At 66.7% G+C, this 13,006-nt stretch carries 11 protein-coding genes; 8 read left to right on the plus strand and 3 right to left on the minus strand.

The annotated features are described in order from the left end of the window. The first annotated feature begins 169 nt into the window (after positions 1–169). The gene (locus AC2S9W_RS06430) at positions 170–994 is read left to right on the plus strand and encodes a Coq4 family protein (RefSeq protein ID WP_076073896.1); all 825 of its coding nucleotides are present in this window, start codon (positions 170–172) and stop codon (positions 992–994) included. A gap of 179 nt (positions 995–1,173) precedes the next feature. Here the strand turns inward: AC2S9W_RS06430 and AC2S9W_RS06435 are convergent, their stop codons facing one another. The 3 genes from AC2S9W_RS06435 to AC2S9W_RS06445 form a co-directional block, all read right to left on the minus strand. Further along, positions 1,174–1,914, minus strand: a complete 741-nt coding sequence (locus AC2S9W_RS06435; protein ID WP_076073899.1) for a DUF72 domain-containing protein — start codon at positions 1,912–1,914, stop codon at positions 1,174–1,176. Next, the gene (purL, locus tag AC2S9W_RS06440) at positions 1,911–4,151 is read right to left on the minus strand and encodes a phosphoribosylformylglycinamidine synthase subunit PurL (RefSeq protein WP_076073901.1); all 2,241 of its coding nucleotides are present in this window, start codon (positions 4,149–4,151) and stop codon (positions 1,911–1,913) included. The genes AC2S9W_RS06435 and purL overlap by 4 nt, the downstream gene beginning before the upstream one ends. Positions 4,152–4,224: 73 nt before the next feature. Further along, on the minus strand, positions 4,225–4,929 hold the full coding sequence (locus AC2S9W_RS06445; RefSeq protein ID WP_486571749.1) for a hypothetical protein: 705 nt from the start codon (positions 4,927–4,929) through the stop codon (positions 4,225–4,227). Positions 4,930–4,954: 25 nt separating this feature from the next. On the opposite strand from AC2S9W_RS06445, the gene AC2S9W_RS06450 reads away from it, so the two are divergent. The 7 genes from AC2S9W_RS06450 (at position 4,955) to AC2S9W_RS06480 (ending at position 12,924) form a co-directional block, all read left to right on the plus strand. Beyond that, positions 4,955–5,230, plus strand: a complete 276-nt coding sequence (locus AC2S9W_RS06450) for an exodeoxyribonuclease VII small subunit (protein ID WP_067186910.1) — start codon at positions 4,955–4,957, stop codon at positions 5,228–5,230. A gap of 3 nt (positions 5,231–5,233) precedes the next feature. Next, positions 5,234–6,157 (plus strand): polyprenyl synthetase family protein, encoded by a 924-nt coding sequence (locus tag AC2S9W_RS06455; protein WP_076073906.1) that lies wholly within the window; start codon positions 5,234–5,236, stop codon positions 6,155–6,157. Further along, positions 6,157–6,663, plus strand: a complete 507-nt coding sequence (gene coaD, locus AC2S9W_RS06460) for a pantetheine-phosphate adenylyltransferase (RefSeq protein WP_067108184.1) — start codon at positions 6,157–6,159, stop codon at positions 6,661–6,663. Before AC2S9W_RS06455 ends, coaD begins: the two co-directional genes overlap by 1 nt. A gap of 92 nt (positions 6,664–6,755) precedes the next feature. Beyond that, a complete protein-coding gene (locus AC2S9W_RS06465) occupies positions 6,756–7,577 on the plus strand; it encodes a peptidylprolyl isomerase (RefSeq protein ID WP_104959309.1) in 822 nt (273 codons plus the stop codon). Positions 7,578–7,667: 90 nt separating this feature from the next. Continuing rightward, positions 7,668–8,723 carry a tRNA preQ1(34) S-adenosylmethionine ribosyltransferase-isomerase QueA gene (queA, locus tag AC2S9W_RS06470; RefSeq protein WP_076073909.1) on the plus strand — a complete coding sequence of 352 codons (1,056 nt, stop codon included), beginning with the start codon at positions 7,668–7,670 and terminating at the stop codon, positions 8,721–8,723. A gap of 270 nt (positions 8,724–8,993) precedes the next feature. Next, complete coding sequence (locus tag AC2S9W_RS06475; RefSeq protein ID WP_207797346.1) at positions 8,994–11,267, plus strand: TonB-dependent receptor; 2,274 nt, start codon at positions 8,994–8,996, stop codon at positions 11,265–11,267. Positions 11,268–11,322: 55 nt separating this feature from the next. Continuing rightward, positions 11,323–12,924: an arylsulfatase gene (locus AC2S9W_RS06480; RefSeq protein WP_076077531.1), complete on the plus strand. Its 1,602-nt coding sequence runs from the start codon at positions 11,323–11,325 to the stop codon at positions 12,922–12,924. The last annotated feature ends 82 nt before the right edge of the window (positions 12,925–13,006 follow it).

A 13,006-nucleotide genomic window follows, 5' to 3' on the forward strand; every position in this document is an offset into this window, starting at 1 on the left:
TGAAGCAGCGCTGTGCCATCTGGACCCCGGCTTTCGTCGGGGAACAGCTCCTTGTCGAAAAGGGATAATTGCCGACTTGATCCGGGGTGACGGGAACAGGCGACACCTATTGACATGTATGTCAATAATGCTATTGCGAGCCACGAAGCCGAAGCATGAGAGATTCGCCATGACCGCTCTTCCCCTTTGCCATCCCGACCGTGCCGACACCGGGTTCCGCCCGCTGAAGGCGTGGCACCATTTCCGCAAGCTGATCGCCGACAAGGAGGACACCGAACAGGTGTTCCACATCATCGACGCGCTGCGCGACAATCGCTTCACGCGGTCGGTCGAAGCGTTCTTTGCGACCGCGGTGGGGGCGAAGGTTCTGGCCGAGCGCCCCTATCTGCCGACGCTGCTCGACGATCACGACCGGTTGAAGGCCCTGCCCGAGGGAACCGTCGGGCGCGTCTATGTCGATTTCATGGAGCGCGAGGGGCTGACCGCGCAGGGCCTCGTCGACGAATCGATGAAATTCCGCGAGAAAAAGCCGCGCTACGATGACATGATGGAGGTATTCGGCGACCGGCTGCGCGACACGCACGACCTGTCGCACATCCTGACCGGCTATGGCCGCGACGCGCTGGGCGAACAGTGCGTGCTCGCCTTCTCCTACAGCCAGACGCCGAGTTGGGGCACGCTGTTCATCGCCTGGGCCGGCGCGCGCGAGATCCGCAAGGGCTTCGGTCGTCGCTATCCCATCTATGCGGCGGTGCGCGAAGGCCAGCGTAACGGCCGCGCCGCGCGGCACATCGCGCATCAGGATATCGAGGCGCTGCTCGCCGAGCCGATCGAGGCGGCGCGCAAGCGGCTGGGGATCGTCGAACCGACGATCTACAAGCAGGTCCATGCGATGATGCGCGCCGACGGCATCGACCCCTATGACCTGCTGGGGACGAAGGCGACCGAAACCGCCGCGGCACCCGCGCAGCCGGAACTGGCGAAGGCGGCCTGACTCCGTCGCCGGTAGGACTGGACCGGAGAAAGTTATAGTGACGCGTCCCCGCGCAGGCGGGGACCCGGAGCGTTATACACGAACGTGCACTTTTCCGCTCTGGCTCCCCGCCTGCGCGGGAACACTATATTGATTCATCCAAAGTCGATGACGATCCAGCCGTAGATGGTAAACGAGCGTCAGCTCTCCAGCCGCGCGATCAGCGCCTGCGCTGCCGCGGGGTTGCGGACTTTCGCGCCGGCGATGAAGAAGAGGTAGACGTCGCGCCCGCCCTTCGCCCAGTCGCGCGCGCGGTCGGCCCAGCCGTCGAGCGCCGCCTCGTCATAGCCGGCAGGTTCGCTCTCCACCGTTCGCTGCAGGCGGGCATAGGTGAAATCGGCCGTATCCTCGTCGATGCAGGGAAATTCTTCGCTGTCGGCGAAGACGATCGCCATGTTCCGTTCGCGTGCAAGGTCGACGAACGCCGGATCGCGGAAGCTTTCGTGCCGCACCTCGAGCGCATGGCGCAGCGGCAGACCGTCCTGCGTCGCGGGCAGCAGATCGAGGAAGCGTGCGAAATCGTCGCGGTCGAACTTTTTCGTCGCCATGAACTGCCAGAGGATCGGACCGAGCCGGTCGCCGAGCCGGGTCAGCCCCTGCGTCAGGAATTTCTCCACCGACGCCGCGCCGTCGGCGAGCAGCTTGCGATTGGTCGCGAAGCGCGACGCCTTGACGCTGAAGCGGAAGCCGTCGGGCACCGCCGCCGCCCAGTTGGCGAAGCTTTCGGGCTTCTGGCTGCCGTAATAGGTGCCGTTGATCTCCAGCCCGGTCAGATGCCGGCCGGCATATTCGAGTTCGCGCTTCTGCGGATGGCCGGGCGGGTAGAAGGTGCCGCGCCACGGCTCATAGGTCCATCCGCCGATGCCGACGTGGATGCTCACCCTTCCATCAGCTTCGGGAAGAAGCCCTCGTGCGCTTCGCGCAGTTCCGCGAGCGTGACCTGGTGGTCGCTCTCCGGAAGCTCGAACACGATGCGGTCCCTGATCGTGCGGCCGAGCGGGTCGACCGGTACGTCGGCGCGGTTCGCCGCGTCGAGGAAGTCGGCGAGGCACGTGTCGCAGACGGTGACGATGTAGAGCCCCTGATCCTCGCCGAAGAAGCTTTCGGCGATGCCGAAGGGCTGTTCCTCGCTCACCAGAACGCCGATATCCGACCGGAGCGCCATTTCGGCGAGCGCGACGGCGACGCCGCCATCCGACACGTCGTGGCAGGCCGTGATCCAGCCCTGGTTGATCGCATGGCGGATGAAGTCACCGGTGCGCTTTTCCGCCTTCAGGTCCACCGGCGGCGGCGGGCCTTCCTCGCGGCCGTGAATCTCGCGCAGCCAGATCGACTGGCCCAGATGGCCCATCCGCTCGCCGACCGCGAGGACGATGTCGCCGGTGCGCTTGAAGCCGATGCCGACGGCCTTGCTCAGGTCGTCGATGACGCCGACGCCGCCGATCGCGGGGGTAGGCAGGATCGCGCTGCCGCCACCGGTCGCCTTCGATTCATTGTAGAGGCTGACGTTGCCCGACACGATCGGATAGTCGAGCGCGCGGCACGCCTGCGCCATGCCGTCGAGACAGCCGGTGATCTGGCCCATGATCTCGGGCCGTTGCGGATTGGCGAAGTTCAGGCAGTTGGTGATCGCGCGCGGCGTCGCGCCGACCGCGGTGATGTTGCGCCACGTCTCGGCCACCGCCTGCTTGCCGCCCTCGACCGGGTCGGCATGGCAATAGCGCGGGGTGCAATCGGTGGTCATCGCGAGCGCGCGGTTCGTGCCGTGGATGCGGACGAGCGCCGCGTCGCCGCCGGTCTGCACCGTATCGGCGCCGACCTGGCTGTCATACTGCTCCCAGATCCAGCGGCGCGACGCGATGTCGGGACTGCCCATCAGCGTCCTGAGGTCCGCCGCGACGTCCTGCGTTTCGGGGACATTCGCAAGCTCGGCCTGCTTCGGCGTCGGCACGTGCGGCCGGTCATAGAGCGGCGCGTCGTCGGCGAGCGGCGCGAGCGGGATGTCGCAGACGATCTCGCCATGATGCTCCAGCACCATGCGGCCGGTGTCGGTGACGGTGCCGATCACGGCGAAGTCGAGTTCCCACTTACGGAAGATCGCCTCCGCGAAGGCTTCCTTGCCGGGCTTCAGCACCATCAGCATGCGTTCCTGGCTTTCGGACAGCATCATCTCATAGGCTGTCATGCCGGCTTCGCGCTGCGGCACGTCGTCCATCCTGAGGTGGAGGCCGACCCCGCCCTTCGACGCCATCTCGACCGACGAACTGGTCAGCCCCGCGGCGCCCATGTCCTGGATCGCGACGATCGCGTCCGACGCCATCAGTTCGAGGCACGCCTCGATCAGCAGCTTCTCGGTGAACGGATCGCCGACCTGAACGGTCGGGCGCTTCTCCTCGGCATCCTCGCCGAAGTCCGCCGATGCCATCGTCGCGCCGTGGATGCCGTCGCGGCCCGTCTTCGACCCGACATAGACGATCGGATTGCCGACGCCGCTTGCGGCCGAATAGAAGATCTTGTCCTGCTCGGCGACGCCGACGGTCATCGCGTTGACCAGGATATTGCCGTCATAGGCCTTGTGGAAATTGACCTCGCCACCGACCGTGGGGACGCCGACGCAATTGCCGTATCCGCCGATACCGCGGACGACGCCCGATATTAGATGCTTCATCTTCGGATGGTCGGGACGGCCGAAGCGCAGCGCGTTGAGGTTCGCGACCGGCCGCGCGCCCATCGTGAAGACGTCGCGCAGGATGCCGCCGACCCCGGTCGCCGCGCCCTGATAGGGTTCGATATACGACGGGTGGTTGTGGCTCTCCATCTTGAAGATGGCGGCGAGCTTTTTGCCGCCCGGCCCTTCGCCGATGTCGATCACGCCCGCATTCTCGCCGGGACCGCAGATCACCCATGGCGCTTCGGTCGGCAGCTTCTTCAGGTGGATGCGCGAGCTCTTGTAGCTGCAATGCTCGGACCACATGACCGAGAAGATGCCGAGCTCGACGAGATTCGGCTCGCGGCCGAGGGCGTTCAGGACACGCTGATATTCCTCCGGCGACAGGCCGTGCTCGGCGACGATTTCGGGGGTGATAGCGGGCGAGGGGGCTACGGCGGACTGGGTCATGGCGCGCCTTTAGCCGGGCCGGCGCGATAGGAACAGACCCCAATATCGCCGGCACCGCTCACAAGATGCCGCCTCAGCTATGGGAAAGCGGCGCGCGGGTCCGTCCCGCCCACCAGGCGGCGAGCGACAGCAGCGCGTAGGCGAAGAGCATCGTCGCGGGGATCGCGAGCGAATAGGCGCTTTCCTGCGGCCCGAACCAGTTGATGGCCTGGACCAGCGCAAGCAGCGCGGCGAGCGCCCACAGGCGGCCGTTTCCGGCCGGGTCGCGCGTGCGGCTGGCGTAATAAGCGAGAGCGCCGCCGACCAGCGCGACCTCCAGCGGCATCGCGACCAGCGGATGGTTCCACAGGCCAAGCCCGATCTTCGGAGGCGCGCCGAACAGCGTGAGATCGGGGATGTGGACGAGCAGGTCGATGAACCAGTGCGACACGACGACGATCGCGGCGCCGATCGCCGCCTCGCGCCGCCGCGTCGCGGCCCAGACGATCAGGCCGAACAGCAATCCCCACAATCCCGCGCCGAGCAGGCTATGCGTATAGGGCATGTGGTAAAGGTCCATCGGGTTCATCGCGGTGATGCCGGGCGCGATCCGCATCGCCTCCACCCCCGGGATCAGCAGCGCCGCGAAGCCGATGTCGACAAGCTGCGCCGCGACGAACAGCGTTCCGAGCCCGGCGGCGCGCGGGCGGGCGGCGACGATCAGCGCCGGGGCGAAATGGCCGACGAACATGCGGCCCGACCCTATCGCGGTGCCGGGCGACGTCAAGCTTGACCGCATGGGGGCGAGCCGCCAAAGCAGGGGGATGACCGACACGCCCGACCCCGCTGCCGCGCCGGCCCCGGCCCCCGAGATCGCGTCGCTGTCGTTCGAGGCCGCGATGGGCGAGCTCGAAACGATCGTGCGGCGGCTCGAGAGCGGTGACGTCAGCCTCGAGGAATCGGTGGCGCTCTACGAGCGCGGGCATGCGCTGCGCGCGCATTGCGAGGCGCGCCTTGCCGCCGCGCAGGCGCGGATCGAACAGGTCGGCTTCGGTGCCGACGGCCGGCCGGCGGGAACCACGCCCTTCGGCGAGAGCTGATCCATGGCCGCGCGCGCCGATGGCGAAACCGTGGTAGAGGCGTCGCTGTTGCACGCCGCGCAGGCAGAGGTCGCGGCGGGGATCGACGCCCTGTTCGACCGGCGTCTGGCCATTCCCTCCGATCCGCGCGAGCGGCTCTATCGCGCGATGCGCCATGCCGCGACGGGCGGCGGCAAGCGGCTGCGCCCCTTGCTCGTCCGTGCCGCGGGCGACCTGTTCCATGTCGATCGCGCGCTGTCGTTGCGCGTCGGCGCGGCGGTCGAGGCGATGCACGTCTATTCGCTGATCCACGACGATCTGCCGTGCATGGACGATGATGACGTGCGGCGCGGGAAGCCGACGGTCCACCGCGCCTATGACGAGGCGACGGCGGTGCTCGCGGGCGATTCGCTGCACGCGCTCGCCTTCGAATGGCTCGTCGATCCGGCGACGCATGCCGACCCCTTCGTGCGCAGCGAACTGGTGCGCGAACTCGCGCTGGCGGCGGGCCCCGCGGGCATGGCGGGCGGGCAGATGATGGACCTGGCGGCGGAGACGATCAGCTTCGACCTGCCGACGGTGACGCGGCTGCAACAGCTCAAGACCGGCGCGCTGATCGGCTTTTCGGTCGAGGCGGGCGCGATCCTCGCGCGCGTTCCGCCCGAGGGGCGCAAACCGTTGCGCGCCTATGCGCGCGACATCGGGCTCGCCTTCCAGATCGCCGACGACATATTGGACGTCGAGGGCGACGAGGCACTGGCGGGCAAGGCGCTGAACAAGGACGCGGCGGCGGGCAAGCAGACCTTCGTGACCCTGATGGGAATCGACCGCGCCCGGGCGCAGGCCAGCCTGCTCGTCGATCAGGCGACCGCCCATCTGGCGGGCTTCGGCGACGAGGCCAGGCTGCTGCGTGAAATCGCGCACTATATTGTGGAAAGGGACCGTTGATGCGGATTGGGGTCTATCCCGGAACCTTCGACCCGATCACCCTCGGGCATATGGACATCATCCGGCGCGGGGCGAAGCTGGTCGACCGGCTGGTCGTCGGCGTGACCACCAACATCGCCAAATCGCCGCTGTTCGACGACGAGGAGCGGATCGAGATGGTCCGGGGCGAGGTCGCGGCGCTGGGCGGCGACATTCGTGTCGTCGGCTTCAACTCGCTGCTGATGGACTTCGCCGAGCGCGAGGGCGCGAGCGTCATCGTCCGCGGGCTGCGCGCGGTCGCCGACTTCGAATATGAATATCAGATGGCGGGGATGAACCAGCAGCTCAACAACCGTGTCGAGACCGTCTTCCTGATGGCCGATGTCAGCCTGCAGCCGATCGCGTCGCGGCTGGTCAAGGAGATCGCGATCTTCGGCGGCGCGATCCACAAGTTCGTCACCCCCGCGGTGCGCGATGCGGTCGTCGCGCGCATCGCCGAGCGCGGCCTGCGCCAGGGTGAGGGATGACGCAACGCTTCCTCATTGAGCGTTCAGCTTTTACCCGCTAGGTCGCGCGCAAGCGGGGCGCACAGATATTCCACGATAGAGGCCGATCCAGCATGACCATCACATTCCGCCCCCTGATCCTGTCGGCCATGGCGCTCGGTCTCGCGGTGTCGGCTGTCGCGCAGGAGGCGCCGCCCGCGCCGTCGCCCGACGGAACCCCGGCCCCCGCGCCGACCGAAAGCGAAACCGTTCCGCCCATCGACCCCGCGCCCGCTCCGACGCCGGCCCCCGCTCCCGCACCCGCGCAGGGCGATGCGGCCCCGGCGGCGGAAGCGCCGGCCGCACCGGCGATGACCCCCGATCAATATATCGGCAACCCCGAATATATGCTGAACCTCGACCTTTCGACCGGCGGCAGGGTGGTGATCCAGCTGTATCCCAACCTTGCCCCGCAGCATGTCGAGCGCGTCAAGCAACTGGCGCGCGCGGGGTTTTACGACGGGGTGAAATTCCACCGCGTGATCGACGGCTTCATGGCGCAGACGGGCGATCCGACCGCGACCGGGCAGGGCGGCTCGCAGCTTCCCGACCTGAAGGCCGAATTCAATCCGATGCCGCATCTGCGCGGCACCGTGTCGATGGCGCGCGCCGAGAGCGAGGACAGCGCGAACAGCCAGTTCTTCATCATGCTCCAGCCGCGCTTCGCGCTCGACCGCCACTATACGGTCTTTGGCCGCGTCGTGTCGGGGATGCAATATGTCGACGCGATCCACAAGGGCGAGCCGCCCGCGGTGATGTCGCGCATGGTGCAGGCGTCGGTCGCCGCCGACAACCGGCCGATGCCGCCCGCCTCGATGCTGACCGATCCGGCACCCGCCTCTGCCCCCGCGGCGGAGATCACGCCCGACCAGCTCAACGCGCCGATCGGGCGCTGAGCTGCTTCCTTGAAGGATGACTCCGGTTTATTCCGTTCGCTCGACACGAACGGACAGGGGAATCCTTCCGAAGCTGTCGGCCTTTAGCCGATGCGCGTAGATGCCTTCGATTTCGAACTGCCGCCCGATCGCATCGCGCTGCGTCCGGCGCGTCCGCGCGATGCGGCGCGCATGCTGGTCGTCGCGGGCAGGGGGTTGCATGACGCGGGGGTGCGCGACCTGCCGGCGTGGCTGCGCCGCGGCGACTGCCTCGTCTTCAACGACACGCGCGTCATCCCCGCCCGGCTCGAAGGCGTGCGCGGCGGCCGTGACAGAGATGGCGCCGCCGGGGCGAAGATCGGCGCGACGCTGCACAAACGCGTCGACCTGCGCCGCTGGCAGGCCTTCGTGCGCAACGCGAAGCGGCTGCATGTCGGGGAAACGGTCGATTTCGGCGCGGGCGTGATCGCCGTCGCCGAGCAGCGCCTGCCCGACGGCAGCTTCGTCCTTGCCTTTCAGGGGGACGAGCCGGTCGAACTGCTGCTCGACCGCGCCGGGACGATGCCGCTGCCGCCCTATATCGCGGGCAAGCGCGCGACCGACGAGGCCGACCGCGCCGATTATCAGACGATGTTCGCCCGGACCGACGGCGCGGTCGCGGCACCGACGGCGGCGCTGCATTTCACCCCGGCGCTGCTCGCCGCGCTCGGCGAGGCGGGGATCGCCAGCGAGACGCTGACCCTGCACGTCGGCGCGGGCACCTTCCTGCCGGTGAAGGCCGACGACACGGCGGACCATGTCATGCACGCCGAATGGGGATGCATCGACGCCGACGCCGCGGCGCGACTCAACGCGGTGCGCGCCGCTGGCGGCCGGGTGATCGCGGTCGGCACCACCAGCCTGCGCCTGCTCGAAAGCGCGGCGCGCGCCGACGGGACGATCGAGCCGTTCACCGGCGACACCTCGATCTTCATCACGCCCGGCTATCGCTTTCGGGCGATCGACGGGCTGATGACCAATTTCCACCTGCCGCGCTCGACGCTGTTCATGCTGGTCAGCGCCCTGATGGGGCTCGACGCGATGCGCGCGGCCTACGACCATGCCATTGCGGAAGGCTATCGTTTCTACAGCTATGGCGACTCCAGCCTGCTGCTGCCGGCTGGATAAGGCGAAAGCCGTCCCGGCGCATCCGCATCCAGCGAGAAGCCGGATAGCGCCGCCATCATTATGCAAATGAGGAATAGCGAGGACGCGTTTTTTTATTATTATGATATAATCCGGTCTGCCACCCAGCAATTCCGATACGCATATAAAAATGGAATAGGGGAGGCTGTGATGGCTGTAAGGGCGTCGTCGTTGGGGGGAATTCTGCTGCCCCTGTCCTGTCTTGCGGTGGCGGGAAATGCCGCTGGCCAGACGGCCGATCCGGCGCCGGGCATGGATGAAATCGTCGTCACGGCCGAAAAGCGCGCGACCAATTTGCAGGATACTCCGATCGCGGTGTCGGTGCTGACGGGCGATGACGTCACGCGCTCCGGCATCAGCGGCATGGCCGGTCTCAACGACCGCGTTCCCAATCTCGATATCGCGGGCGACGTCAGCACGCCGAACGCCACGCGCGTCACGCTACGCGGCATCGGCGCCCAGAATGTGACGCTCAACGGCGAGGCGGGCGTCGCCTTTCATCAGGACGGCATCTATTATGCGCGGCCGCAGGGGGTCAACGCCTCCTTTTTCGACATCGAGCGCGTCGAGGTACTGCGCGGCCCGCAGGGCACGCTTTACGGACGCAATGCGACCGGCGGCACGGTCAACATCATCGGCAAGCGGCCGCGGATGAACGAATTCGGCGGCGAGGCGACGCTGTCCTATGGCAATTACGACGCCTTTGTCGGCGGCCTCGCCGTCAACGTCCCGATCCTGACCGACGTCATGGCGATGCGAGCCAGCATCTTTCGCGACCAGCACGACGGCTATGCCCGCAATGTGGCGGGCAACAACCTGCCGAATCTCGACGACGCAGATGATCTGTCGATGCGGCTGCAACTGCTGATCGAGCCGAGCGACCGCCTGTCACTGTTGCTGCGCGGCAATTATTTCAAGCGCGGCGGCGTCGGCAGCGCGAGCAAGCTGATCGCCGATGCGGCCGTGTTGCCCGACGGCGCGCCCAATCCAGGCGCGGGGGATCGGAATCCCGACTATGTGATGGTTCCGGGTACGGGTTTCGGCCGGATTCCCAAGGCGGGCAATTACGACCTCGGCTATTACCAGCGGAACGGCCTGATCCCGATCAGCAACGACCCCTGGGAAGTTGCCTATGATTTCCCCAGCCGTATCCGCAATACGCAGAAGACCGTGTCGGCGGAACTGAACTGGGATGCGGGGCCGGCCAATCTGACCGTTCTGGGCGCGATCATCGAGGATTCGATCTTCCAGCATTACGACAGCGACTACACCAACGTCGCGGCCGGGACGAAATATTTCCGGGGCAAGACCCGCGAAAGGACGCTCGAGGTCCGGCTGGCGTCGCCGTCGGGGTCGCGGCTCTATTGGGTCGCGGGCGCCTATTATTTCGACGAGGAGAACCGGCCGACCGGCGGGCCGCTCAGCGATAATTTCGGCGGATTGCAGATCCTCAACATCCATTATCCGCCGCTGGAAAATCTGGTCGGCCCGGGGGTAACGCTGCCGCCCGAATTCTCGGGCCCGATCGTCGTCGGACAAAGGATCGACAATGCCTCGCTCGCCCTGTTTGGGCAGATGACCTATCCGCTGACCGACGCGCTGAATATCACCGGTGGCCTGCGGTGGAATCGCGACCGCAAGTTCGCGCGGCGGACCAACTATAATAATTTCGCCATCCCCGCGGCCGCGCTGACCAACGACAGTAACCGGGCGACCTTCGAAAAGGTCACGTGGAAGCTGGGCCTCGACTGGAAGGTCGCCCCCGACGCCATGGTCTACGGCTCGGTTTCGACGGGCTTCAAGCCCGGCGGCATTTCCTTCACCGCGGTCGACAAGCCCTATGGTGCCGAAACGATCACCGCCTATGAGGTGGGCGCCAAGACCGAATGGCTCGATCGCCGCCTCCAGCTCAACCTTTCGGCCTTCTATTATGATTATTCGGGGCTTCAGGTCAGCCAGCTCATGCCCGATCTCGTCGGCTTCATCATCGTCAACGCCGCGCGCGCGCAGGTGAAGGGGCTGGAACTCGAATGGCAGGCGCGGATCACGCCGCAATTCAGGCTCAGCGGCAGCGCTGCCTATCTGGACGCGACGTTTGAGGATTATGCCGACGCGCCCTATGACCCCTATCTCGCCACCAGCCTGACGCCGCAGACGGTGGACCTCAGCGGAGCACGGATGCCGAACGCGGCGCGCTTCACGGCGACGGGCGGCTTCGATCACAAGCTCGACCTCGCCAATGGCGGGACGATCACCTCGACCGCGCGCCTGTCTTACCAAGGGGCCATGTATCTTCAGCAATATACGGCCTCGCATTATCGCCGCGCGCCTTATGCGAAGCTCGATGTGTTGCTGACCTATGGAGCGCCCGGCGGGGCATGGTCGATCACCGGCTTCGTCAACAATCTCACCAACAGCAAGGTCCTCAAGGCGATCGAAAGCATGGGAACGAATCTCGGCAATGGATTGGCGGCCCGCTATGCGGCGCCCCGCACCTATGGCGTGCGCGCCAGCCTGTCCTTCTGACATGGCGGCGCGGCGGGGTCGGAAGAGAAACGGGGCACGCCGAGCGGGCTGGCTGATGCTGGCGGTCTTTCTGGGACTGTCGGCGCCTGCTGCCGCTGCCGGAGAGGCGGCGGAAAAGCGTCCCAACATCCTGCTGATCCTTGCCGACGATCTCGGCTATTCCGACATCGCGCCCTATGGCGGAGAGATACCGACACCCAATTTGAGCTGGCTTGCCGGGCAGGGGCTGGCGCTCGACAATTTCTATGCCAGCCCGAGCTGCTCGCCGACGCGCGCGATGTTGCTGACGGGGCAGGACCATCATCGCGTCGGCTTCGGCAGCATGGAGGAACGGATCGCGCCCAACCAGATCGGGCGTCCGGGCTATGAGACCTATCTCAACGCGCGGTCGGTTTCGGTCGCCGCGCTGCTCCGCCGCGCGGGGTATCTGACGGCGATGGCCGGCAAATGGCACCTTGGCGCGGGAGAGGAGCACAGCCCGGCCGCGAACGGGTTCGACAGGTCGTTCGCCCTGCTCGAAGGGGCGGGCAGCCATTTTCCCGACCAGCTGGGAACCTTCGCCAGTGAGCCCGTCGCCCATTACCGCGAAAACGGCCGGATGGTCGAACGGCTGCCGTCCGACTTCTTCTCCACCCGCTTCTACACCGATTATATCCTGTCGGCGATCGACGAGAGCCGGCGCGAGCGGAAGCCCTTCTTCGCCTATCTCGCCTATACCGCGCCACACTGGCCGCTTCAGGCGCCGGACGCCTATCTGCGGCGCGCGCAGGGCCGCTACGATGCCGGCCACGAAGCGATATGGCGCCAGCGCCTCGCGCGGATGATGCAATTGGGAATCCTGCATGCGGGTCAGGCCGCGCCCGCGCACTTTTCGCGCGCATGGCAGGACATGTCCCCGGCCGACCGTGCGGTCGAAGCGAAGCGGATGGAAATCTATTCGGCGATGGTCGAGCAGATGGACGATGAAATTGGCCGCGTGATCCGACATCTGGCCGACGGCGGCGATCTGGCGAACACGCTGATCCTGTTCCTGTCCGACAATGGCGCGGAGGGCGTCCAACCCGACCGCTTTCCGCGTAATGCACCGTGGGTCGCACGAACCTTCGACAATAGCCTCGCCAATATGGGGCGCGCCGGGTCCTATATTTCCTATGGGCCCGATTGGGCCGCAGTGAGCGCGGCGCCCTATGGCGGGTCGAAGGGCTCGGTTGCCGAAGGCGGTATCAAGGTGCCCGCCATTGTCGCCGGCCCGGCTCTCGGCATCCGCAGAGGCGAACGCAGCGCGGCGCTGATGACGATCCGCGATCTTCCCGTCTCGCTGCTCGCGTTGGCGGGCGTGAAGGCGCCCGATTCCTATTCCGGTCGATCCATCCTCGCTCATGCCCGCGGACGCCAGCCGCGCGTCCATCGGGAGGAGGAGCGGTTCGGATGGGAGTTGCATGGCAGTCGCGCCATGCGCCAGGGCGACTGGAAGCTGAGTCGGCCGGCTTCGCCGCAGGCGGCGTGGCGACTCTTCGACCTCGCCGCCGATCCCGGCGAAACGCGGGATATCGCCGCCGCAAAGCCGTCGCTGGCTGCAAGGCTGGCGGAATATTGGCGCCGTTATGCGGCGGCGAACGGCGTCGTATCGCCCGAACCGTCCGGCGTGGGGCGGTAATGCCGCGCTTCTGAGCGGGCCGTTGCGCGGGTTCGTCCGGCGTGGCGACATTTACCGTATCGCAAGGCCTGATTGGCATAGC

The sequence above is a fragment of the Sphingopyxis sp. 550B genome, assembly GCF_057401805.1.